Source organism: Microvirga massiliensis (assembly GCF_001006805.1).
GTDB lineage: Bacteria > Pseudomonadota > Alphaproteobacteria > Rhizobiales > Beijerinckiaceae > Microvirga > Microvirga massiliensis.
Window position 1 is genome coordinate 570,613 of the sequence record NZ_LN811353.1, and the last position, 23,962, is coordinate 594,574.

The following is a 23,962-nucleotide window of genomic DNA, read 5'->3' on the forward strand; positions in this document are numbered from 1 at the left end:
ATTCGCGGAGCATGAGGCCGAATCTATGCGTGGTGCCGGCATGGCTTCGCTCCGTAGGCGTGCCCCGGCTCGAGCAGGAATTTCTGCATGTCCCAGGCGCCCGTCGGGCAGCGCTCGGCGCAGAGACCACAATGCAGGCAGACGTCTTCGTCCTTCACCATGACGCGACCGGTCTTGAGCATATCGGAAACGTAGAGATCCTGCGTCAGGTTCACGGCCGGCGCTCTGAGGCGGGGCCGCAGCTCGTCCTCGGGTCCGTTCTCCGTGAAAGTGATGCAGTCCATCGGGCAGATGTCGACGCAGGCATCGCATTCGATGCAGAGGTCGCGGGTAAAGACCGTCTCGACATCGCAGTTGAGGCAGCGCTGCGTCTCCGCATAGGCGAGCTCGCGATCGAACCCCAGTTCGACCTCGGCCCTGATGTCCTTGAGCGCGATCGCCTGATCGCGCAACGGCACCTTGTAGCGCAGATCGAGGGAGACCTCGTTGTCATAGGACCATTCGTGGATGCCCATCTTCTGCGAGACGAGATTCGTCATCGGGGATGGCCGGGTGCCGAGGCTCTCGCCCCGGCAGAACAGATCGATCGAGATCGCCGCCTCGTGGCCATGGGCCACGGCCCAGATGATGTTCTTCGGCCCGAACGCCGCGTCGCCGCCGAAGAATACCTTCGGCAGGGTCGATTGATGGGTCTTCGGGTCCACCCTTGGGAGGCCTCGGGCGTCGAATTCGAGGCCGAGATCCCGTTCGATCCAGGGGAAGGCGTTCTCCTGCCCAATGGCAACCAGCACGTCGTCGCATTCGAGATGAATGTCGGGCTCGCCGGTCGGGAGGAGCTGGCGCCGGCCGTTTCCGTCGATCCGCGCGGCCACCTTCTCGAACAGCACGCCGGTCAGCCGGCCGTTCGCGTGGGTGAATTCCTTGGGCACGAGGTAGTTGAGGATCGGGATGCCCTCGTGGATGGCATCCTCCTTCTCCCAGGGGGAGGCCTTCATCTCCTCGAAGCCGGAGCGCACGACGACCTTGACGTCCTCGCCGCCGAGGCGCCGGGCGGTGCGGCAGCAATCCATGGCTGTGTTGCCGCCCCCGAGCACGACGACCCGACGGCCGATCCGGTCGATATGGCCGAAGGAGACGTTTGCGAGCCAGTCGATCCCGATGTGGATGTTCGCGGCACCCTCCCGCCGACCCGGGATGTCGAGGTCACGCCCGCGCGGAGCCCCGGTGCCGACAAAGACGGCGTCGAAATTCCCGGCCAGCACCGCGCGCAGGCTGCCCACCCGCTCGCCGTAGCGGGTTTCGATGTTCCCTATCTCAGTGATGTAGCCGACCTCCTCGTCGATCACCTCCTCGGGCAGGCGGAAGCGCGGGATTTGGCTGCGGATCATGCCGCCCCCACGCTGCTCGCCGTCGAACAGGACGATCTCGTAGCCGAGCGGCGCGAGATCGCGGGCAACCGTCAGGGAGGCGGGTCCAGCGCCGATCAGGGCAATACGCCTGCCATTCCTGTGCGACGGCGCCTTCGGAAGGAGGGCCCCGACATCCTCCTTGTTGTCGGCCGCGACGCGTTTCAGGCGGCAGATTGCGACCGGCTCCGCTTCGACCCGGCCTCGGCGGCAGGCCGGTTCGCAGGGGCGGTCGCAGGTGCGCCCGAGGATCCCCGGGAAGACGTTCGAGCGCCAATTCACCAGATAGGCGTCGGTGTAGCGCCCGGCGGCGATGAGCCGGATATATTCCGGCACCGGGGTGTGGGCCGGACAGGCCCACTGGCAATCGACTACTTTATGGAAGTAATCCGGGTTCCGGATATCCGTGGGCGGAAGCCCTGGAGCCATTTGAGACTTACTGTCTCGGTCCCGGATGTCCGTGAGCGGAAGCTCGGGACCAGCCTGCGACTTGACCGCAAGGTCGACTGCCTCGCGGGAACCCTGTTCACTCGGCATCGTTGCTTCGCCTCGTTGGGCGTTTCGCGCTTTGGTGCCCATCGTGGCCGAGTTGGAGGGCGAAATAAAGGAGAATCGGACAGCGCTTTACGGGCTACTGCATCAGGGCTCCTCGAAACAGCCAGGGCTGCAGGTTCAACATGTCGCGATCGGAAGAGGGGACTCTCTCCGCATTCTGCCGGGGAATTTGCCCCACGCTTATGCTTTCGGCCTACAGGAGTTACGATCCCTACTGCCTTCGAAGAGGCGAAGCGCTGATGATGCCAAAACCTATCCCCGTGCGCGTCACCCAACGATTCGTGGCGCCTCCCGAGCAGGTCTTCGATGCCTGGCTCGACGCCGACAATACCGGCCGATGGCTGTTCGCGACTCCTGGAGGCCGGATGATGCGCGTCGAGATCGACCCGCGTGAAGGTGGGCGGTTTGCGATCGTGGAACGGCGCGGAGATCAGGATGCAGAGCATTTCGGCACGTATCTGGAAATCCAGCGTCCGCGACGTCTCGTCTTTTCCTTCTCGGCCGAGAGAGACAGCCAGAAGGCGGATCCGGTCACCATCGAGATCGTGCCCATCGGGAGTGGCTGCGAACTGACGCTGACACATCAAATGCAACCCGAATGGGCAGAATTTGCAGCGCGTACGAGGGAGGGTTGGGCCGGAATTCTGCAGAAGCTCGCAGACCTGTTTTCTCGGACCTGACATTATCGAGAGCACCCGAAGTAGCTCATTCGAATATCACTCGATGCAGAGCGCTGACCTGCGGGAAAGGCGGCCACCGAGCGAACCGCTGCGGACGCGGCGAGTGAAACCATGCTTCGCACGCGCTCACTGGCGATGGCCGGAGACGCCAGACCTCGCTCGATAGATCTTAGCGCCGAAGTCCTTGTCAGAGACGGGTTGGCCCTTTCCGTGGTCATGAATCCGGTGTCATCCGCCTGCAATGCTTCCGTGCGAGCCGCAGCGCCATGATATGGTTCAGGCATGTACCTCCTCCGGCGGAAGTTGCCCTTTTTCCGCGGCGTCAGCCGTGCTTTGATGGGCACTATCAGAAGACACGCGGCAGCGTGCGACGGGAGGAGCGGAGGACGTGAGGACTCCGGGAACAGCCGCGATCGAGGTCGACGACCTGCGAGCCGCCTATGGGAGTAATCCGGTGCTCCACGGCATCGACCTTGCTGTCGAGGCGGGCGAGTTCGTCGCTATCCTGGGCTCGTCCGGATGCGGCAAGACCACGCTTTTGCGGACGATTGCCGGCTTCCAGAGGGCCTCGAGAGGCTCCATTCGTCTTTTCGGCAAGGATGTCGTCGGCGTGCCCCCGGAACGGCGCGGCGTCGCGATGGTGTTCCAGTCCTACGCGCTGTGGCCGCACATGACCGTGCTCGGCAATGTCGGGTACGGCCTGCGCCTGCGCGGCGTTCCGAAGGCCGAGGTCCGCTCGCGCGTCGCGAACGTGCTGCGCATGCTCAATCTGTCGGGCCTCGAAGACCGCAAGGTGACGAACCTTTCGGGCGGGCAGCGCCAGCGCGTTGCGCTCGGCCGTGCGCTCGCCATCGAGCCCGACCTTTTGCTGCTCGACGAGCCGCTCTCGAATCTCGATGCGAAAGTGCGGATCCAGCTTCGCTCCGAGATCAAATCGCTCCAGAACCGGCTCGGATTCACGGCGATCCACGTCACGCATGACCGCGAGGAAGCCATGACAATGGCGGACCGCATCGTCGTCATGGAGTCCGGGCAGATCGCGCAGGTCGGCACGCCGAAGGAGGTCTACGACCGGCCGATCTCGCCGTTCGTGGCCAGCTTCATGGGAGCCGAGAACACGATCGCGTTCGATGTCCGAAAGGTCCCGTCTGGCGTCGAGGTGAGGACCGCCGACGGTCGCACCACGCTGTGGAAAGACGACGCGCCGCTCGGTGCGGTGACGGCTCACTTCCGCGACGACGTTGCGCGCCTGGATCGCCCGGACCTTCAGGTCGACGGCGCGATCGTTCTCCCGGGTCGCATCGCGCAACGGACCTATCCCGGTGGTCACTATCGCTATGCCGTCGCAATCGGCGACCGTCATTTTACCGTGACGGACGATCGATACCTCGACCTCGACACTCTGGTCGGACTGCGCTTGCCGCTGGAGGCTCTGCATCTGTTCCCAAGCGCCCCCACATCGGGAGGAAATCATGCTTAGATTCGCCCTTGCCGCCGGTCTGGCGGCCGGTCTTGCAGCGTCCCCGTCACACGCCCAGACGCTGAACGTCGCCACCGCCGGCGACCAGAACATGGTCGACTACATCAAGGACTACCTCGGTCCGATGTTCGAGAAGGCCCATCCGGGTGTGAAGGTGGTGGCGGTCGGCACCGGGCCCGGCGATGGCGGCTCCCAGAAGATCTATGAGAAGCTCGACGCCCAGAAGAAGGCCGGAGCCGCGGCGGCCGATTTCGACGTGGTCGTCATCCACCAGAAGGCAGCGGGCACGATGGTGCAGGAGGGCCTGCTCGAGAAATATCGCGACACAATTCCGACAGGCACTCTCGTGACCCGGAATACGGCTGAGAACGCGCTCGGCGCCGAGGTCTCCGGCTATGTTATGCCGATGTTCCATTCGCAGACGGCGATCGCCTACAACCCCGATCTCGTGAAGACGCCGCCCAACAGCTATCCGGAGTTGCGTGAGTGGGCGAAGAAGAACCCGAAGCAGTTCGGCTATAACGGCATCAAGGGCGGCATGTCCGGCGTCGCTTTCGTAGCCGGCTGGGTCGAGGCCTTCGGCGGCGGCGGCGCCAAGCTCGAGAAAGGGCCCTACGATCCCGCCGTCAAGGCGACGTGGGACAAGGCCATGGCGGATCTCAAGGAGTTCAACAGCAATGTCGTGATCACGCCCGGGAACGCCGGCACGCTCGACATGCTGAATCGCGGCGAAATCGCCATGGGGCCGGTCTGGGTCGACATGTTCTACACATGGAAGGCAGACGGAAAGCTTCCTCCCAACATGCGGCTCAAGCTCGTGTCGCCCGGCATGCCGGGCCAGCCGATGTACTACGCGATCCCCACCAAGGCGCCGCAGGCGAAGCTCGCGGCCGAGTTCGTCACGCTCGCGACGAGCCCAGAGGTTCAGGCCGAGGGGATTGTGAAGCGGTTCAACTGGTATCCGGGGATCGATGCGAAGAATCTCGAGGGCAGGCTCGATCAGGCAGCCTGGAATCAGCTCTTCGCGGATATCACGCCCGAGGACCTCGCGACGAAAGGCAAGCCGTTCCCGATTGCACCGTACTTCAACGATATCCTCGAAGCGTATGAGAGAAAGGTGGCGAACTGATTATTGATTGAAGCATTTCGCGTGGGGTGCATCCGGCTTGTCGGATAAGGCCTATCGTCCGGCGCACTCCACGCGATCGAGCTGCTCACGAAAGGCTAACATCTCCATGAAGCATGCCTCCGTCGCCGGGCTCGTTCTCGTCGCCCCGGCGCTCGCCATGGTCGGGGCGCTGTTTCTCTATCCGCTCGGATTCTCGCTCGCCTCCGCGTTTGCAGGCGAGGAAGGGGAACTGACGCTCTCGCATTTCCAGAAGGCGTTCGAGTTCTACTCTACGGATATCGTTTTCACGATCTTCATCGTCTGCGCATCGACGGCCCTGATCGCCATTCTGTCGATTGCGATCGCAGGTACGCTGACGCTGAGCGAGACGCCCTGGCTCGTCGCCATTCTGCGCTCGATGTATCGCTGGCCCCTGTTCATTCCCTTCATCGTGGCGGCGCAATGCATGCGAACGTTCCTGGCGAAGAACGGGCTGATGAACAACTCGCTCGTGGCGCTCGGGATTCTCGAGCCGTTGCAGACCACGAGCTTTCTCGACTGGCGCGGTATCATCATCACATTCGTGTGGAAGCAGGTGCCGTTCGTGACATTGCTGTTGGCCGGCGCCATGGCCTCTCTCGATCGCGCCACGATCGAGGCCGGGCGCAATCTCGGAGCCTCCCGGCTTCGGGTCTTGCTGGAACTCGTCCTGCCACAGGTCGCGCAGACGCTGCTCGTTGCGCTCGTCCTTTCCTTCGTGACGATGATGTCGGTCCTGTCGGTGCCCATGATGGTGGCCGGATCGCAGCCCACGATGCTGACGGTCGACATGGCGTTTCGCATCAATTCCTACGGCGATTACGCCACCGCCAACGCCCTGGGCGTGATCTCCTATGCAATCTGCGGCATCGCGGCCTGGATCTATCTGCGCCACAACATGCGGCGGGAACTCCAGGCATGAGCGGAGATATGAAACCGCTTGGCCTGTCGCCCGATGGCGGGTCGGGCGCGATCGTCTCTGAACGCGCCGCGTTATGGGACCGAGCAGGGCTTTCCCGGTCCAGCCGGCGCATCGGTCCTCTGGCCGGCACGATCCTGAAGGCCGCTGCCCTTGCACTCTTCGCATTTGCGGTGTTCGGGCCCCTCGCCAATCTCGTTCTCTGGTCGGTGGCCGAGCGCTGGTACACGCCCTTCAAGCTGCCAGTGTCCTATGGTTTGCGCTATTGGGAGGTGGTGTTTCGTCCGACCGGCGACGCGATGATCTCGCTCGTCACGAGCGTCAGCATCGCGAGCCTCGTCGTGCTCGTCGCGCTGGCGGTCTCGGTGCCTGCGGGCTATGCGCTGGCGCGGCTACGCCTGCCGGCGCGGACCGCGATCATGATCCTCTTCCTTCTGCCGCAGGCCTTCCCATCGGTCGCAATCTACATCAACGTCGCGCGCGTCTTCTATGGCCTGGGGCTGACCGGAACCATCACGGGGGTCGTTCTTGTCCATGCCGCCCACGGCCTGGTCTATTCGGTCTGGATCGCCGCAGCCGCCTTCGCGGCCGTCGACCGCGATCTGGAGCTGGCCGCGCGCAATCTCGGAGCCTCGCCGCTCCGCACCTTCGCGACGATCACGCTGCCCCTCGCCGCGCCGGGCATCATGGCGAGCGCGATCTTCGTCTTCCTCGAATCCCTGGACGAGTTCACGGGCACGTTCTTCGTCGGCGTGCCGCAGGTCACGACCCTGCCGCTGCTGCTCTACAATGCGAGCATGGGCGGGAATTACCAAATCGCCTCCATCACGGCCCTCATCCTCCTGGTCCCATCCGTCCTCTTCATGCTCGCGATCGAGCGCTTCCTGAAGGCGGATGTTCTGAGCAAGGTCGGGCAGTAGGGACGGGAACCCCTCTGGGCGCCGAGTCATTCATGAGAGGTGTTAGACCCGGGCTCAGGTGAAGGGTCGGGGGGCGTAGCCTTGCAGGGCGGGAGCGACATGTCCGGAAGCGCGAACGACCAGGTAACCTATCCTCCCCTCGATCTGCTGAAGCCCGTCGCAGACGGGGTCTGGATCGTCGACAGCGGACCGCTTCGGGTCCTCGGCATGCCGATCCCTATTCGCATGACGGTGATCCGGCTCAGGAATGGCGATCTCTGGCTGCATTCGCCGACGCGCTATACGGAAGCCCTCACGCGCGAGCTCGAGCAGCAGGGGAGCGTCCGTCACCTCGTCGCACCGGATGTCGCGCACTGGTCCTTCGTGAAGGATTGGCAGCGCCACTATCCGGATGCCGTGACCTGGGTCGCTCCCGGATTGCGCGACCGCTCCCAAGTGCGAAAGGCCGACCTCAGGATCGATCACGACCTCGGTGAGATGGCTCCTGCGGATTGGGCGGGCGAGATCGAGCAGGTTCTGGTGCCGGGGCTCGGATTCAGCGAAGTCGACTTCCTGCACGTCGCCACGCGAACGCTCGTGCTGACCGATCTCGTGCAGAATTTCGAACCCGAGAGGCTGCCGGCGATGATGCGTCTTATGACTCGCCTGACCGGTGTTTTGGGGCCGAATGGCGGAACGCCGCTCTATCTACGCGCCGCCATCCGCGCAAAGCGCGAGCAGGCCGCGCGTGCCGCCAGCCGGATGGTGGACTGGAATCCTGAGCGGGTCATTTTCAGCCACGGACGCTGGTTCGACCGGAATGGCGCTGCAGCACTTAGGAGAGCACTGGGTTGGCTTTTGCCGGGATAATGCTGAATGCGTGTAGCTGGATCGCGATTCCGGAGAGCGCAGTGTTTCCCCCTCACCCGGACGCTTCGCGTCCCGCCAGGGGAGGGGCAAAGCGGCGGCAACTCGCACATCACCTCTCCCTCGATGGGAGAGGTCGACGCCCGCAGGGCGGCGGGTGAGGGGGAAGCGCTGACGCCACAAGCACTGCGCATCACCACACTCGACGGAGAAAGCATCATGCTTCACGCCGATGCGCAACACCGGGGAGATGAAAAGAGCTGTCGCACGACGCCAGGGCTGATATACGCTTCTGCATCGAGACACGCATGAGTGGAGGCAGCATGGATCTCGGGGCACGTCTCAAGGGCAAGCACGTCCTCGTCACCGGGGCCTCGGGCGGCCTCGGCGAGCATTTCGCGCGGCTCAGTGCCCGCTGTGGTGCCACCGTCACGGTCGCGGCCCGGCGGCGTGAGAAGCTCGAAGCGCTCGTGCTGGATCTCCGCGCTTGTGGCGCTGCAGAGGCCCACGCGGTCGAGCTCGACGTTTCGGATGAAGCCTCGGTCGAAGCAGCCTTTGCGGCGCTGAAGGATGGTCCGCCTCTCGATGTGGTGGTCAACAATGCCGGAATCGCGGGCACGGGTCCGTCCATCGATACGCAGACCGCCGAGTTCGACCGGATCATCGGCACGAACCTTCGGGGCGTCTGGCTCATGTCGGTCGCGGCCGCACGGCAATGGCGTGATGCCAAGCACCCGGGCGTAATCCTCAACATAGCCTCGATCGTCGGCCTGCGCGTGATCGGCGGCACGGCGCCCTATGTCGTCTCGAAGGCGGGCGTCGTGCAGATGACTGAGGTGCTGGCGCTCGAATGGGCGCGCTTCGGCATCCGCGTGAACGCGCTCGCGCCGGGCTACATCGTCACGGATATCAACGCCGATTTCTTCGCGACCGAACCGGGACTGCAGATGATCCGCCGCATCCCAATGCGCCGCCTCGGGCAGCCGGAGGATCTCGATGGCCCGTTCCTGCTCCTCGCGACCGATGCTTCCGCCTGGATGACGGGCGCAACCATCCCCGTCGATGGCGGGCATCTCGTGTCGGCTCTCTGAAGCACGCCATCTGCTGGAAGCGCCTTCAGTACTGCCCGGTTCTGATCGCGTAGGCAGTGTCCTGGTCCTGCCAATGACCCAGGGCCTGCTCGGCCGTGATGATGAGATCGCCGCGATCCGTAGCAGGGGCTTGGCCTGCTCCGATCAGGAGATCGGGGATGGCCATGATCGATCCCGGAAGATCCTTCGGATCGGGAAGTCGCCCACCCATCGCCTTGAACAGGTCGATGAGCGTCCCGGAAGCAAGGCCGTTCGAATCGAGAATGCGATGGGTAAGGCGCTTCTCCCACCCGCCGCCAAAGCTCCGGTTCGACCCGGAGTCGATGAGATTCATCATCACCAGGCCGGCTTCGGTGCGAGCCGCCGATTTCGGGTATGCGTGATCGCTGTCGCGGGTCTTAAGGGTGCTGGTCGGTACTTGAATGCCGAGCGCATCGAAGAAGGCAAGATGCGCTTCACGATAGTCCTTGTGCTGCGGATCGAGCCAGAGTTCCTTGTGCCCGCTCGGCCTCGTCAGGATCAATGCCTCGGATTTGGCGTATCCCTGGAGTGCGTTCGCGCGGGCGTTGAGCGTGCGGGTGAGCACGCTGGCATCTGCCGCGCCGATGACGAATGATCTCCCTGCCTTAAAGTTCGTCCCCTTGAATTGGGCAAAATGTTCCCGCTGCGCCTCTCGCTCGTAGGAAACGAACGGTATAGTTGGCTTGACCAAAGCTGCTCTCCGCCGGATGGATTACATCCAACCCGATGCCGAGGCTGAAAACGACTCCAGGATAAAGCGGCAGGATGAAGAGCGAAGTGAATCCGCGCACATCAGAGAGGTATTCGGTGTTGAGGTGGACGGTTTGACCCTCCTGGTCTTTGCGCTGAGTACGACCAAGCCCGAACAATGCCCTCATGAGTGAACTGGCGCTGCTCGCAACGATGGGCGCCGCATTGGTGATCGGCGGCCTGATCGGGAGCGTCGGAATCGGCGGCGTGCTTCTGGCGCCCTGGCTCGTGCAGGTCGTGGGACTCGGAGTCCGTGACGCGATCGCGATCAGCATGGCGAGCTTCGTGGCGACGGGACTCGTCGCACTCGTCCTGTTCGCCCGCACGGGCGGCGATCTCGTCCGTGATCGCCGCGAGCTCATCATCGCCACGATGCCGGGAGCGTTTCTCGGGGCGCTCGCTCTGGCCGTGACTCCGGAGCGCCTCGGTCTCCTCGTACTTGCGGGATTTCTGATCGTCACGGGCTTGCGCGTGCTGTTCGGCCGCAACGCGCCAGTACGCGTATCGCACGAAGCAGGTCGCGTGTCCGAGTGGCTCGTGGGAGCTGCAGCGGGATTTGCCTCGGCCCTGACCGGCACCGGAGGACCGATGGTACTGGTGCCTATTCTGGTCTGGCGCGGCACGCCATTGCTGACCGCGATCGCGCTCGGTCAGATCGTGCAGCTTCCCGTGGCAATCGTCGCGACGATCGGCAACGCCCTGAGCGGCGGCGTCGATCTCGCTACGGGCGCGCTGGTCGGAGCGATGCTGGTGCCTGGCGTGCTGCTTGGCCGGCGCGCCGCCGAGGCGATGCCGCTCGTGATCGTGGCACGGGCGGTTGCAGTCTTGCTGATCGGCACCGGAGTATGGCTTGCGCTCAAGGCCATCATGTAGGCGAAGTAATACGCCTTTGGACCTGTGATCCGACTCGGACCTTCGCAATCTCCTGCCAGGCAACGGATGCGGCGTTACTCCAACCCGCGCGCGAGCTCGTGGATGACGCTCCACGCCATCTGGACATCTTCGCGCGAGGTCGAGGTCTGGCCGACCTGGAAGCGAATGACGAATCGACCCTCGTGCTGCGTCTGCGTCAGGTAGATACGGCCGTCATTGTTGATGCGCTCCAGAAGGCGCGCGTTCAGCGCGTCGATGTCCCGAGCGCCTGCGGGCGCGTATCGGAACGTGAATAGCGACAGGACGGGCTGGGAGACGAGCTCGAAATCCGGATGAGCGTCGATCTGTGCTGCGAGTTCCTGAGACCAGGCAACGTGTCGGCGGATCATGGTCCGAAGCGTCTCGACACCATAGGAGCGGATCACGAACCAGAGCTTCAGGGCCCGGAAGCGCCGGCCGAGCGGCACGGACCATTCGTTGTAATCGACGAGTCCGTCGCGCCCGAGCGTCCTGAGATAGGCCGGCCGCAAGCCCAGCGTATCGGTGAGCGCCTTCGGATCCTTCACGAAGTGTGCCGTGCAGTCGAAATTCGTGAAGAGCCATTTGTGCGGGTTGAAGACGAAGCTGTCGGCGTGTTCGGCGCCACGCATCAGATCCCGGAACTCCGGACAGATCATCGCGCTTCCGGCCCAAGCGGCATCGACGTGGAGATAGAGGCCGTGGCGGCGCGCCACCTCGAAGACTGCCTCGATGTCATCGCAGGCACCGATGCTCGTGCTCCCCAGGCAGGCCACGATCGCGGCGGGAATAAACCCGGCCGCGCGGTCCTCCATGATCGCACGCTCCAGGGCCTCGACATCCATGCTGCCATGCGGCCCCCGCATCGGCACGTTGACGAGATTGGCGTCGCCGATCCCGGCAATCCGGACCGCCTTGTTGATCGACGAGTGAGCCTGCGGCGAGGCATAGACGCGCACCGGCGCATGAGCCGCCAGCCCCTGCGCGTTGCCCTCGAAGCCGAGCGCTCTCTCCCGCGCCGTGAGGAGCGCGGCGAGCGTTGCCCCAGAAGCCGAGTCCTGGATGACGCCCGCGAAGCCGTCACCCAGCCCGATCATCTGCCGGAGCCAGTCCAGTACCCGCGTCTCGAGCTCGGTGGCGGCAGGCGAGGTCTGCCAGAGCATGCACTGGGCCGCCATCGCGGCGGTCACGTATTCCGCGACCACGGAAGGCGGGCTCGAATTCGCAGGGAAATACGCGAAGAAGCGCGGATGCTGCCAATGGGTCATGCCCGGCAGGATGATCCGGTCGAGATCCGCGAAGATCGCCTCCATGGGCTCCGCGTCGTGCGGGGGATGCGGAGGCAGTTGCTTCAGGACATCGCCCGGCTGCGTCTGTGCCCGGACCGGGCGCTCGGCGACCGTCTCCAGATAATCGGCGGACCAGTCTGCGGCGCGGTGCGCCCAGGCTCGAAAGTCGTTATCGTCCACGTCGGTCTCCGAAGCGAGGATGTGCAGTCGCGCGAGCGCTACAGGCGGCTCTCCGCCGGGGCAAGGAGGCGACCGGGGAGGCCTCGGGGTTTGCTCTCACCGGCCGGTTGCCGGCGCTTGCGTCTCCTCCGGCGCGGCCAGAGGAGACGCGTCAACCAGCGCGTGAGGGCGATGATGAAGGCCAGGGCAGCCCAGAGCCACAGGGTGGCGGTCAGAGCCCAGCTCGCGAGGGTCACGAGCGCGCCGACCAGCACGAAAGCGCTGCGGCCGAGAACCTTCAGGACGGCACGGGTTCCGCTGCCGTAGCGCTCCGCAATTCGAGCGGCCTTTTTGACCTCGCCAGCGTTCTGTGCCAGCGCGAGTGTCTCCTGCGCGGCCCGTGCTCCGGCCCTGCGATAGAGGGTGACGCCGTCATCCGCGAGGCCGCGAAGGCGGGCCAGATGGGCCGGCCGTATCGCCCCTTGCACGGCCTCGCGCGCTGCCGTGACATTGAAGCGGGCCGCAGATTTCGCGGCGGCCTTCAAGGCTCCCAAATCGACGACATCCTGCAGCACGCGGGCGGTGCGGGCCGCGAGAGCCGGCGAGAGCTTGCCGGCCTTTCGCGCAGTCTTGACCAGGGTGAGGCCGCTGCGCGCCGGCAGCGCGCCACCGGCCGTCGCGACCGTAAGGCCGGTGAGGCCGAGGCCGACCGTGGCGAGCCCGAGCACCAGTTCGTCATGCGGCTCGCCATTCCACAGTTTCGATCCCTCGCGCCAGAGATCGCGCAGGTCGCCGTAGGCTGTGACATCCCCGGCCAGGATGCCGGCCATGCCTGGAAGGGAGGTTGCCTCGCCGGTAGCGAAGCCCTCGGCGAACTCGGTCGCGATCTGCCCGGGCGCCTCGCTGGCCTTAAGGGCCTCTGCGACGCGCGCCCGCTGCACAGGCGCGACCATGAGGCCGTGCTGATCGGCGAGGGTGAGAAAGCTCGCCGCGAGGTCCGGGTCCTCCGCCGCGAGCGCGACGTCGATCTCGGCGGCGACCACGGAGGGTGTCAGCGCCTTCTCGAGCCGCATCGCGGCAAGGGCCTGCGGGTCGTCCTCCCACCAGGCGAGGGCCTCGCGCGCATATGGGGAGATGCGAAAACCGATCGCGATGAGGACAAGAGCAGCCGCGACGAGGAGGACCGCCTTCGGCCAGCGCCTCTCGGCTACGCGGTGTGTCGTCGAGGGCGAGCGAAACCGGATCACCGGCGAAAGATAACGCAGCGTGATGCTCCGGGCCAGATGAGCAGGGCGCGCCTAACCGCCCCCTACCGTGACGACGAGCTTGCCCTGCACGCGCCGCTCCTGCACCTCACGCAGAGCGAGGACCGCGTCCTCAAGCGGATAAGCGTTCGCCACATGGGGGCGGATCTGCCCGGCCTCGTACCAGGCGATCAATTGGGCGAGGTTCGCGCGGTTGCGCTCCGGCGTGCGCTCCGCGAAGGAACCCCAGAACACGCCCACGACCTGGCACCCTTTCAGCAGCACGAGGTTGAGCGGCAGTTTCGGGATCTCCCCCGCCGCGAAGCCCACGACGAGGAAGCGTCCCTCCCAGGCGATCGACCGCAGGGCTGGTTCCGCGAGATCGCCACCGACGGGATCGAACACCACGTCCACGCCGCGCCCGCCGGTCAGCTCCTTCAGCCGCGCGCGAAGGTCCTCCTGTCCGTAATTGATCGTGTGGGTCGCTCCGTGCCGGCGGGCCAGCTCGAGCTTCTCCTCCGACGAGGCAGCCGCAATGACCGTCGCGCCGAGCGCAACCCCGATCTCGACCGCGGCGAGGCCGACCCCGCCGGCCGCCCCGAGGACGAGGAGCGTCTCACTGGGCTGGATCACAGCCCGATCCTTGAGGGCGTGTATGGCCGTGGCGTAGGTGAGGAACAGCCCCGAGGCGACCACATCGTCGATGCTCGCCGGGAGTTTCAGAGTCTGGCTTGCCTTGGCGACAGCCTTCTCGGCAAAGCCTCCCCACAGAGTCACGGCGGCGACCCGGTCACCGGCCTCGAACCCCTCGACACCAGGCCCGATCGCGCTGATCACGCCCGCGACTTCGCCGCCGGGCGCAAACGGGCGCTCGGGCCTGAACTGATAGCGCCCCTGCACGATCAGCACGTCGGGGAAGTTCACCCCGGCCGCATGGACATCGATGACGACCTCGCCCGGTCCGGGGACCGGATCCGGGAGATCGCCGATCGCGAGTGTGTCGATCGGACCAAATTCGAAGCACACCAGACCCTTCATGTGATCCCTCCTCCATGCCCACTCTCGCGGAGTTTCGATGCTGATGATTCCGTCCCGAATCCGCCGATGCGTATTCGGTGTTGTGTCCTACCGTAACTTCGGGCACGTGAATGCGTCGCCGCCGCGCCGCGAACATGCCGAACGTTAACGGGTACTGACGCCCGCCGGCTAGTCCATGGCCACACAGGAGTTGCCGGTCTGGATCAGACCTTCCCGCCCGCTGAAGCGCGGCGCCTTGCGATGCGGCTGGAGTTTCACGACACGCCCAGGCACGGGAGCTGGCTCAAGCAAACCAAACTCCGCCGCCTCTATCCTGCATCATCCCCTTAGCCCAGGACTAGACTAGGCCATGCCCAGAGCACGACCCACCAGTCCGACTCCCGCAGCCTGAAGGGCAATCTCCTCAACGCTCGCGACCGGCTGGGCCAGACTATCCTCAAGATCGTTGCGCGCGACGAGGAGGTCCTCGTCGCGCTGCGCCAGCAGAACTCGACCGCCGGCATTCGGCGCTGCTCGCAGTGCAGCCAAGCTCGCTGAGACACTCTCCCAGCGTGCAGGGCAAGCTTGACGGTGTTGTAGATAGCCGACTTTGTTGCCCCGAGGTCACCTTCCATACACTTTGAAGAAAGCGCCCTAGCTGAGCATCGGCAACGCTCGAGCTTCGCGGCCTTGGACAGCTGCAGCCACCCTGGTCTTTCGGAGCGGGTAGCGCCCCTTAGGCCCGGCTCTGGGCCCAGCCTTTCAGGTAGGCTATAGTGTCAGGTAGGCTATAGTGCCCTGCTCTTTGTGGCGTCATTTTTCATTGCGCTTGACGGCCACTGCGAAAGCGTCGGTACACGCCTTCATCTCAACACGCTTGCGTGGTGGAGCAGTCAGGCGGGGAGCGCCTCGGCAATGACGACAGCGCGAGAATACGCGGCAAACGCGACCACGGGTCTGTTCGCGGACCTGAACATCTCCCCAACCGAGCGTGATGCCGTTGCCGGCGTCATCGAGAATCTCCTGAAAGACGTAATGCTCGAGCGGGAGGCTGTGGAGCGGGAGCGAGCCGCGGAGGCGCAGGCGTCGCAGCAGCGCTTGACGCATCTGCTGAACTCCTCGCCTGCAGTGACGTACAGCTTCAAGGCGTCCGGTGATTTCACGCCGAACTTCGTCAGCGAAAATCTCAGACGAGTGCTTGGGTACGAGCCGAGTGATTATCTCGCGGATCCGAACTTCTGGCGAGACCGGGTTCATCCGGACGATCTGACACGAGTCGAGGAGGAAATTTCTCGCCTTTTCGGCAATGGTGTCCACGCCCTGGAATATCGCTTCCGTCGGCATGACGGATCGTACTGCTGGGTGGAGGACGAACAGCATCTGATACGCGACGAAGCCGGTGCCCCACTCGAGATCATCGGGTCCTGGAGTGACATCAGCGCACGGAAGCAGGCCGAGGAAGCGAAAGACGACGCCCAATCGCGCTTGACCCGGCTGCTCGCCGCTTCGCCGGCGGTGGTCTACAGTTTCGAAGCGTGCGGGGACTACCGGCCAACCTTCGTGAGCGAGAACATTCGGGACTGGTTGGGGTACGAGCCTTGGGAATATCTCGAAAGCCCGGATTTCTGGCGACGCTGCGTTCACCACGACGATCTTGCCGCCGTCGAGGCCGAGTTCTCGCATCTGTTCGAGAGGGGGCGCCACACCGTAGAGTATCGATTTCTCAAAAGCGATGGCAGTTACTGCTGGGTCAGCGACGAATGGCGCCTGGTGCTCAATGAAGCCGGGCAACCTTTCGAGGTGGTCGGATCGTGGAGTGATATCACGGCACGCAAGACGGCCGAGGAAGCGGCTGCGGCCGCGCGGGCGCGCATCGCTCGCCTGCTCGCCGGCTCGCCGGCGGTGATCTACAGTTTCAACGCGACCGGCAATTATGCGCCAACCTATATCAGCGAGAACATCAGGGATCTCTTAGGTTATGACCCTGACGAGTACCTGCAGAGCCCGGATTTCTGGCGGGAGCGGGTCCATCCTGATGACCTGTCGCGCATTCTCGGCAGCTATACCCGGCTCTTCGAGCAGGGCCGCCTCACCGCGGAATATCGATTCCGCAAGAAGGATGGCAGCTACTGCTGGATCAACGATGACCTGCTCCTGGTGCGCGGTCGCGCGGGAGAGCCGATCGAGGTTGTCGGGGCGTGGAGCGACATCGGCGCCCGGAAGCTGGCAGAGGAAGCCCAGCGCGAGACCGAGCAGCGACTGATCGACGCCATAGAAAGCATTGACGAGGGCTTCGCCTTCTACAACGCCGAGGACCGGCTCGTACTCAGCAACACGCGCTATCGGGAGTTGCTGCACGCCGACGGCATCGAGGAGATTGCCCCGGGCACGCCCTTCGAGTCGATCGTCCGCAAGGCGGTCGCCTGCGGGCGCATCCGCGATATCGGATCGGGCAGCGCGGAGCAGTGGATCGCCGACCGCCTGCAGCGCCATCGCAATCCCGGGCCTCCCATGATCCAACAGCGAACGGACGGCCGTTGGATCCAGGTCAGCGAACGTCGGGTGAGCCGCGGCGGAATCGTCACGGTTTACAGCGACCTCACGGAATTGAAAGACAAAGAGGAGCGCGCCGCCAACGCGCATAAGCTCATTCTAGAAAGCCTGCATTACGCGAGCCGCATTCAGTCGGCGATGCTGCCGGCGCGCCATGCACTGGGCTCGATGGCACAGGATTACTTCCTGATCTGGGAGCCACGGGATATTGTCGGCGGCGACTTTTTCTGGCTGCACCACAGCCGCAGCGGACATTACATCATCGTAGGCGACTGCACGGGTCATGGCGTGCCCGGCGCCTTCATGACGCTCATTGCCTGTGGACTGCTCGACCGGCATTTGCGCTCCCTCGAAGAGCCATCGCCGAAGCTGCTGCTGGAGCTGCTCCATCGCGACCTGAAGACGATCCTGGGCCAGGATCAAGACCTGGAGGGCGAGACCGACGACGGTCTCGACGCCGGCGTCTGCTTCATCAGTCCTGCCGAACGCAAGCTGGTGTTCGCCGGCGCGCATCTCTCACTGTGGCAGGCGCACGACGGCACGATCGACGAGATCAGAGGCGATCGGGCCGGCATCGGCTATCGCCGCGTTCCACTGGGTATGAACTTCAGCAACACGATATTGGACCTTGCCGAGGGCGAGTCATACTACATGACCACCGACGGCCTCATCGAACAGATCGGCTGCGAAACTCACCGCGCCTATGGACGCAAGCGTTTCATCGAGGTCATCGCCCGACACCGGGGGAACCCGATGTCGGAGCAGCGCGATGCGCTGATCGCGGCCCTCACTCGGCATCAGGGGACGGAGCAGCGCCGTGACGACGTTACCGTCATCGGCTTTGTTCCCTCTGCAATACAGGGGTGATCCATGCTGGCCAAGGACCTGCTCGAATTCCAGAACCAATTGCGCAGTGCCGGCGTGATGTTCGCCTATTGCGGCTATGTCACCGAGCCGGTGCTGGCTGGCGTCGGCGAAGCACTCAAGCAGAAGCTCGCCATCGACGACCTGGACACCAGGACCGCGCGGAGCGTCTTCGCCGTCTTCGTCGAGCAGATGCAGAACATCATCCGCTATTCGGCAGACCGGGAAGGGCCGCGCCCGGATTCCAGGGGCGAAGGTGCAACGCCCCGGGAGCTCCGGTTCGGTATCATGACGATCGGTCGCCAAGCCGGTTCCTTCGTCGTCAGAGCGGGCAACCTTCTCGAGAAGGCCGACATCGAGCAGCTGCGGACCAAGCTCGAGCAGATCCGCAATGCCGACCGGGATCGGCTCAAGGTGATGTACAAGGAGAATCTGAAATCGGAGCCGGAAGACGGCTCGAGGGGCGCCGGCGTCGGTTTCATCGAAATCGCCCGGCGGGCATCGAAGCCGATCGAGTTCGATTTCGCAGACTTCGATGACCGCTTTGCTTTCTTCGCTCTCGAAGCTGAGATCTGAGCACGCAGGGGACGTGCATCATGACGAATCTGAAGATCGCTGCCACGGATCGAACGCCCGAGATCGATTTCGACTTCGACGGCAACCATTTGAGGCTCCAAGGCGAATCCTACCCGGAGGATGCGGCTGCGTTCTACGGTCCGGTCTTTGCGGCGCTCGATGATTATCTTGCAGGGCTCGGCGACGGCGCCTGCCGCTTCGACTTCGAGCTGATCTACTTCAACAGCTCGAGCGCCAAGGCAATCATGTTGCTCCTGGAGAAACTGGAGGAAGCGGCAGCCTCGGGCGCAACGGTGACCGTCAGCTGGTACTACGACGAGGAGGACGACACCATGAAGGAACTCGGCCAGGAATTCGGAGAGGACGTCGAGCATGCCGAATTCCAGCTCGAGAAGCTGGCGACCAGACCATGACCTTTGCCCTCTTCGAGCACGAGGAAGCTGTCATCGCGCGGGCCCGCGCCCTCGCCGAGTCCGGCGGGGTCGATGTTGCAGCCTTCATCGAGCTCCTGAGAGATTATGAGAGATTATTCAAGACGACCCGCCGGCTCGTGCGTCTGTCCGACCGCAATGAGGCTGCCTTGAGTGCGATGGCCGAGACGCAGCGACACGCCGTGGAAGCGGTCACCCAGAAGAACAGGGAGCTGGAAGTTCTTTCGAACAAGCTCTCGAAGTATCTTTCGCCGCAGGTCTACGCGTCGATCTTTTCGGGTGACCAGGAAGTGAAGCTGGAAAGCCAGCGAAAGAAGCTGACGGTCTTCTTCTCGGATATCGCCAACTTCACCGAGGCGACCGACAAGATGGAATCGGAGGATCTGACTCAGCTCCTCAACCAGTACCTGACCGAGATGTCCAAGGTAGCACTCGAATTCGGAGCAACGATCGACAAGTATGTCGGCGACTCGATCATGATCTTTTTTGGTGATCCCGAGACGCGTGGTGTCAGAGAGGATGCGCTCGTCTGCGTCAGAATGGCCGTCGCCATGCAGGCGCGGATGCGTGAGCTCGCGGCTGTCTGGCGCAAGTCAGGGATTGAAACCCCGCTCAGCTGCCGGATCGGGATACACACCGGCTACTGCACTGTCGGAAACTTCGGAAGCGAGGACCGCATGGACTACACCATTATCGGCAGTACCGTGAATCTTGCCTCCCGCCTGGAACGCGAAGCACCCATTGGGGGTATCCTGATCAGCTATGAGACCTATGCACACGTCAGAGATCAGGTTGACTGCAGAGAGCGTGGCGAGATCCGGGTCAAGGGAATCGCATACCCGACTGCAACCTATGAGGTGATCGACCTCTTCGAAAATATCGAGCCTCGGAAGCGGTTGCTGAATGCGGATCTCCCACATCTCAGGCTCGAATTTGACCCTGGCCGCATGTCGGCGGAGGAACAGAGCCAGGCGATGCAGGTCCTCCAGGAAGCCTTGGCACGCATTCAGAGCGACTCTCACCTTGGCACGCCGAGATAGGAGCACGAGCCGCGAGCTTTTCCCCGGGCGGCACTCCCAAGCGCCGATCCGCCAGCATTGATTCAAGGTATGCTTGCGGAAAGCAATGCCTCAAGATACAGCAATGTCCTGCTGGGCTCAGCGAATTGCAGTCGGATTGATGATGGCTTGAACGCCGCCGGTCATCTTCGATGCGCCAAGGACGAACATGAACTCATAGCCCCTATCCTGCGCGAGCTGCGCCGTGTTCATGTTCTCGAGAATGTAGATGCCGTTCCTCGGTATCAATATCTGGTGCACTTCGAAGATCCCGACGCCCGGCTCGGACGGGATGGCCTCAAGACCCCAGCTGTCGGCCCCGACTGCGACGACCTCCTTGCTCGCGAGATATTCGGCTCCTTCCTTCCCGAGACCCGGCTCACCGGCGAGGTAGCGCTTGTCGTCCTTGCCCACGAGCGACAGCCAGCCGGTATGGAAGAGCACGACGTCCCCTTTCCGGATCTCGACGCCCTGCTTGGCGGCGACCTCGTCGATCTCCTTGCGATTGAAGGCAGTGCCCTCCGGCACGACGTCCTTGCCGTAATGGGCCGCCATATCGAGCAGGACGCCGCGCGTCACGATGTTCGGAACCTTCTCGATTTCGAGCTTGGTCAGTCCGTTCGCCTGTACGAAGTCGCTGTTCTCGTTGCAGTTGTAATAGACGTTGTCGACGCCGATATGGGCCAGACCGTCGATCTGCGAGCCGGTGCCGACATAGCCCATATAGATGTCGTCGTTGTAGTTGGTCTTCGTAGGACCGAGTCCCACACCGCCGACCTAGCCGGGTTGATTGATCGCGAGAGCCCAGCTGCGTGGGCCATAGGCGGGTGTCTTCGAACTCGTTTCCGCGCCGAGCGAGTAGGGCTTGCCGGTCTTGACGAGCTTCGCGGCGTTGAGCGCCACCTCAGGCGTGAGGAGGTTTGCGGCTCCGATCTCGTCGTTCGGTCCGTATTTCGACTTACACCAGGTTTGGGAATCCTGCGCCTGCGCGCCAAATGCCAGAAAACTCGTCACGGCGGCAACTGCGAGCGCAGGCCCGAGCATTATCATCGCATGTCCTCCTTGGTTGAACGCGTGTCCCCCAACGAGCGGAGCGACCTCCGTCTTGATGCGCTTCTTGGAGCCGGCGGCTGGCGAGGATGATTCTCCTCAGGCAGCCGAACTCTTGACCGCCGCATTCGCGGAAAGCTCCTCACGCAACACGCGCTTGATCAACTTCCCGTTCGCATTCCGAGGCAACGGGTCGGAGCGGATCGTGATTCCTTCCGGCACCTTGTAATCGGACAGCCGCTCCGCACAGAAAGCGCGGATCTCCTCGGATGTGATTGTCCCGCTGCGCGTGACCACGAAAGCATGGACGCGTTCGCCGAGCACCGGGCAGGGCGTTGCGACGACGGCGCATTCGACGATGTCGGGATGAGCGGCGAGCACACTCTCGACTTCGGCCGTGTAGATCTTGTGGCCGCCGCGATTGATCATGTCCTTCTTGCGATCGAGAACACGGACGAACCCGTCCTCGTCGATCGAACCGATGTCGCCGGAATGCCAGAACCCGCCCGTGATGTTCTCGGCGGTCGCCGCCGGATTGTTCCAGTATCCCTGCACGACCGACGGTCCATGGATCCAGATTTCGCCCACCTCGCCACGGGGCACCTCCCGCCCGGAATCGTCGACGACGATGACAGTCGCACCGGGCACCGGCTTGCCAACGCTATCCGCGTGTGTGGCGGTATGGACGGGCGGCATCAGGGTGGTCGGCGAGGTCGTCTCCGTTGCGCCATAGGCATTCATCAGGAGAAGGTTGGGCAGCTTCTCGGCGAGTCGCGCGATGATCGCTTCCGGCATCGGCGATCCGCCATAGCCGCCGACGCGCCACGCCGACAGGTCGTAGGATTCGAAATCGGGCTGCAGCAGGCACAGGCTGTACATCGCCGGCACGATGATCGTGTGCGTCATGCGCTCCTGGGCGGCGAGACGGAGGAAATCCGGAGCCTTGAAAGTGGGCAGGATGATCAGGGTGCCGCCACACCGGGTGATGGCGGCGATGTTGGCGATCAGCCCGGTGACATGAGTGAGCGGCACGGCCGCGACGGAGCGGTCCCGGGAGGTCAGCCCCATGCATGTCTCGTAGACCATCGCGGAATGGACGATGTTGAGATGACTGAGCATCGCGCCTTTGGGCCGGCCCGTCGTGCCCGACGTATAGAGAATCGAAGCGGTGTCTTCCTCCCGGACCATCGGGGGTTCAGGGATGTGTCCGATCCCGGATAGAAGCGACCCGAACGAGAGGAAGCCCTCGCTCGCACCGACGACGATGCGATGCTGCAGGCCGGGCACGTCCGACGCGGACGGCGCCCGCTGCACGAGATCTGAATCGCAAATGAGCACACGGGCGCCGCAGTCGTTCAGGATATGGGCAATCTCCGGTGTCTGTTGGCGGATGCTCAGCGGAACTGAGATCGCGCCGAGCCATGCCGCCGCAAAGATGCTGAGGACGAACTCAGTGCGGTTGCCCACGAGGAGCGCGATCCGGTCACCGGGGCCGACGCCGAGCCTTGCGAGACCCGCGGCGATCCGTCCGGACAGATCGCAGAGCTCCTTCCAGGTGAAGCGCCGGCCGTCACAGACGAGCCCCTCGCCATGGCCACTGCGCAGCACGGCTCCGGCGAGAAGCGCATGCAGGCTGCCGGGCCGCTCCGCAAAGCATGGAATGACTCGATCGCCGTAATGCGCTTCGAGGCGCATCGGGGGTTGACGATCACTCAGCCACTCCATCGCCTTGCTCCCGACCTATTCGGCGGCGTGGGCCAGCGGCGGCACGAGATAGGCCGCCATCGCGCCGCGATTGCCCTTCGCCTTCTTGAGCTCCGCCCTCGCAATGGTCCTGAGATGGACCTCGTCGGGGCCGTCGATGAAGCGCAGGGCCCGCCCCCACGTATAGAGATAGGCCAGGGGGGTGTCGGGCGTGAGGCCCATCGCACCGAAGACCTGAATGGCGCGGTCGGTGACCTTGGTCTGAAGCCTGGCGGCGACGACCTTGATCGCCGAGACCTCGATGCGGGCAGCCTTGTTGCCGAGCTGATCCATCATCCAGGCGGCGCGAAGCGTCAGGAGCCTAGCCTGGTCGATCTCGATCCGCGCCTCCGCGATCCAGTCCTGGATATTGGAATAATCGGCGAGATGACGTCCGAAGGTCTTCCGCTCGAGCGCCCGTTCGCACATGAGCTCGAGTGCGACCTCGCACTGCCCGATGGTGCGCATGCAATGGTGGATGCGGCCCGGGCCGAGGCGTGCCTGCGCGAGCGCGAACCCTTTCCCCTCCTCGCCGAGGAGATTGGAGGCCGGAACCCGCACGTTGCTGAACATCACCTCGCAATGCCCTTCCGGCGAATGATGATGGAGGATCGCGACGTTGCGCACGACCTTCACGCCGGGCATGTCCATCGGCACGATGATCATGGAATGGCGCGCATGCGGATCGGCATCGCTTCGCTCGTCGGACAAGCCCATCACGATGCAGAACTTCACGTTCGGGTGGATGGCGCCCGTCGTGAACCACTTGCGTCCGTTGATTACGTATTCGTCACCCTGACGGCGGATCGTGGTTTGCAGGTTCGTGGGATCGGATGACGCAGTGTCGGGTTCCGTGATGCCGACGCAGGAGCGGATCTCGCCGTTGAGAAGCGGCACCAGCCAGCGCTCGCGCTGCTCCGGCGTGGCGAAGAGATGCAGGATCTCCATGTTGCCGGTATCGGGCGCGTTGCAGTTGAAGACCTCCGAAGCCCAGGGGATCCGGCCCATGATCTCGGCAAGCGGAGCATATTCGAGATTCGTCAGGCGCGTCCCGGGCTCGTCGTCGCGCAACGCCGGAAGAAACAGGTTCCAGAGCCCCTCGGCCTTGGCTCGCTCCTTGAGGCCGTCGATGAGCTCCATCGGATAATGTCCTGCCTCCACCTGCCGGTGCCATTCGACATTGGCCGGCAGGATGTAGCGGTCCATGAACACCTGAAGGCGCGACTGGAGCTCCTGCACGCGGGGAGAGAATTCGAAATCCATGGCGGTTCT

General features: G+C 63.8%; 21 protein-coding genes and 1 pseudogene. 12 read left to right on the forward strand and 10 right to left on the reverse strand.

Annotated features, from left to right (window positions below):
• Positions 1-23 precede the first annotated feature (23 nt).
• The gene (locus tag BN1233_RS15215) at positions 24-1,835 is read right to left on the reverse strand and encodes an FAD-dependent oxidoreductase (protein ID WP_046864600.1); all 1,812 of its coding nucleotides are present in this window, start codon (positions 1,833-1,835) and stop codon (positions 24-26) included.
• Between the two features lie 365 nt (positions 1,836-2,200).
• Here BN1233_RS15215 and BN1233_RS15220 point away from each other — a divergent pair, with 365 nt between their 5' ends.
• The 7 genes from BN1233_RS15220 (at position 2,201) to BN1233_RS15250 (ending at position 9,044) form a co-directional block, all read left to right on the forward strand.
• Positions 2,201-2,641: an SRPBCC family protein gene (locus BN1233_RS15220; protein ID WP_046864383.1), complete on the forward strand. Its 441-nt coding sequence runs from the start codon at positions 2,201-2,203 to the stop codon at positions 2,639-2,641.
• Between the two features lie 388 nt (positions 2,642-3,029).
• Complete coding sequence (locus BN1233_RS15225; RefSeq protein WP_046864384.1) at positions 3,030-4,121, forward strand: ABC transporter ATP-binding protein; 1,092 nt, start codon at positions 3,030-3,032, stop codon at positions 4,119-4,121.
• Positions 4,114-5,250: an ABC transporter substrate-binding protein gene (locus tag BN1233_RS15230; RefSeq protein ID WP_147707261.1), complete on the forward strand. Its 1,137-nt coding sequence runs from the start codon at positions 4,114-4,116 to the stop codon at positions 5,248-5,250. Before BN1233_RS15225 ends, BN1233_RS15230 begins: the two co-directional genes overlap by 8 nt.
• 106 nt (positions 5,251-5,356) lie before the next feature.
• Positions 5,357-6,190, forward strand: a complete 834-nt coding sequence (locus BN1233_RS15235; protein ID WP_046864386.1) for an ABC transporter permease — start codon at positions 5,357-5,359, stop codon at positions 6,188-6,190.
• Positions 6,187-7,107: an ABC transporter permease gene (locus BN1233_RS15240; RefSeq protein WP_244889832.1), complete on the forward strand. Its 921-nt coding sequence runs from the start codon at positions 6,187-6,189 to the stop codon at positions 7,105-7,107. Before BN1233_RS15235 ends, BN1233_RS15240 begins: the two co-directional genes overlap by 4 nt.
• 99 nt (positions 7,108-7,206) lie before the next feature.
• Positions 7,207-7,956: a DUF4336 domain-containing protein gene (locus tag BN1233_RS15245; RefSeq protein ID WP_046864387.1), complete on the forward strand. Its 750-nt coding sequence runs from the start codon at positions 7,207-7,209 to the stop codon at positions 7,954-7,956.
• Positions 7,957-8,276: 320 nt separating this feature from the next.
• Positions 8,277-9,044: an SDR family NAD(P)-dependent oxidoreductase gene (locus BN1233_RS15250; protein ID WP_046864388.1), complete on the forward strand. Its 768-nt coding sequence runs from the start codon at positions 8,277-8,279 to the stop codon at positions 9,042-9,044.
• Positions 9,045-9,069: 25 nt separating this feature from the next.
• Here the strand turns inward: BN1233_RS15250 and BN1233_RS15255 are convergent, their stop codons facing one another.
• Entirely contained in the window at positions 9,070-9,756 is a 687-nt protein-coding gene (locus BN1233_RS15255; RefSeq protein WP_046864389.1) for a hypothetical protein, read from the reverse strand.
• 185 nt (positions 9,757-9,941) lie between these two features.
• Between BN1233_RS15255 and BN1233_RS15260 the strand changes: the two genes are divergently transcribed.
• Positions 9,942-10,688, forward strand: a complete 747-nt coding sequence (locus tag BN1233_RS15260) for a sulfite exporter TauE/SafE family protein (protein WP_046864390.1) — start codon at positions 9,942-9,944, stop codon at positions 10,686-10,688.
• A 74-nt stretch (positions 10,689-10,762) separates the two neighbouring features.
• On the opposite strand, the gene BN1233_RS15265 is transcribed toward BN1233_RS15260, so the two are convergent.
• From BN1233_RS15265 to BN1233_RS15280, 4 genes are all read right to left on the reverse strand, one after another.
• Positions 10,763-12,175 (reverse strand): pyridoxal phosphate-dependent decarboxylase family protein, encoded by a 1,413-nt coding sequence (locus tag BN1233_RS15265; protein ID WP_046864391.1) that lies wholly within the window; start codon positions 12,173-12,175, stop codon positions 10,763-10,765.
• A 38-nt stretch (positions 12,176-12,213) separates the two neighbouring features.
• The gene (locus BN1233_RS15270; protein WP_048709234.1) at positions 12,214-13,401 is read right to left on the reverse strand and encodes a hypothetical protein; all 1,188 of its coding nucleotides are present in this window, start codon (positions 13,399-13,401) and stop codon (positions 12,214-12,216) included.
• A gap of 51 nt (positions 13,402-13,452) precedes the next feature.
• Entirely contained in the window at positions 13,453-14,436 is a 984-nt protein-coding gene (locus tag BN1233_RS15275) for an NADPH:quinone oxidoreductase family protein (protein ID WP_046864392.1), read from the reverse strand.
• 342 nt (positions 14,437-14,778) lie between these two features.
• The gene (locus BN1233_RS15280; protein WP_046864393.1) at positions 14,779-14,964 is read right to left on the reverse strand and encodes a hypothetical protein; all 186 of its coding nucleotides are present in this window, start codon (positions 14,962-14,964) and stop codon (positions 14,779-14,781) included.
• Positions 14,965-15,330: 366 nt separating this feature from the next.
• Between BN1233_RS15280 and BN1233_RS42935 the strand changes: the two genes are divergently transcribed.
• The 4 genes and pseudogenes from BN1233_RS42935 to BN1233_RS15300 form a co-directional block, all read left to right on the forward strand.
• On the forward strand, positions 15,331-17,835 hold the full coding sequence (locus BN1233_RS42935; RefSeq protein ID WP_048709236.1) for a PAS domain-containing protein: 2,505 nt from the start codon (positions 15,331-15,333) through the stop codon (positions 17,833-17,835).
• A gap of 3 nt (positions 17,836-17,838) precedes the next feature.
• A complete protein-coding gene (locus BN1233_RS15290) occupies positions 17,839-18,408 on the forward strand; it encodes a SiaB family protein kinase (protein ID WP_046864394.1) in 570 nt (189 codons plus the stop codon).
• A 20-nt stretch (positions 18,409-18,428) separates the two neighbouring features.
• Positions 18,429-18,821, forward strand: coding sequence for a DUF1987 domain-containing protein (locus BN1233_RS15295; RefSeq protein WP_046864395.1), 393 nt, complete (start codon positions 18,429-18,431; stop codon positions 18,819-18,821).
• A 131-nt stretch (positions 18,822-18,952) separates the two neighbouring features.
• Positions 18,953-19,879 (forward strand): annotated as a pseudogene (locus tag BN1233_RS15300) (adenylate/guanylate cyclase domain-containing protein); the annotation flags it as partial.
• A 117-nt stretch (positions 19,880-19,996) separates the two neighbouring features.
• Here the strand turns inward: BN1233_RS15300 and BN1233_RS15305 are convergent.
• From BN1233_RS15305 to BN1233_RS15315, 4 genes are all read right to left on the reverse strand, one after another.
• Positions 19,997-20,665 carry a cyclase family protein gene (locus BN1233_RS15305; protein WP_244470918.1) on the reverse strand — a complete coding sequence of 223 codons (669 nt, stop codon included), beginning with the start codon at positions 20,663-20,665 and terminating at the stop codon, positions 19,997-19,999.
• Between the two features lie 9 nt (positions 20,666-20,674).
• Positions 20,675-20,947: a hypothetical protein gene (locus tag BN1233_RS49705; protein ID WP_244470919.1), complete on the reverse strand. Its 273-nt coding sequence runs from the start codon at positions 20,945-20,947 to the stop codon at positions 20,675-20,677.
• Between the two features lie 99 nt (positions 20,948-21,046).
• On the reverse strand, positions 21,047-22,672 hold the full coding sequence (locus BN1233_RS15310; RefSeq protein ID WP_046864396.1) for a class I adenylate-forming enzyme family protein: 1,626 nt from the start codon (positions 22,670-22,672) through the stop codon (positions 21,047-21,049).
• Positions 22,673-22,687: 15 nt separating this feature from the next.
• On the reverse strand, positions 22,688-23,953 hold the full coding sequence (locus tag BN1233_RS15315) for an acyl-CoA dehydrogenase family protein (RefSeq protein WP_046864397.1): 1,266 nt from the start codon (positions 23,951-23,953) through the stop codon (positions 22,688-22,690).
• Between the last annotated feature and the right edge of the window lie 9 nt (positions 23,954-23,962).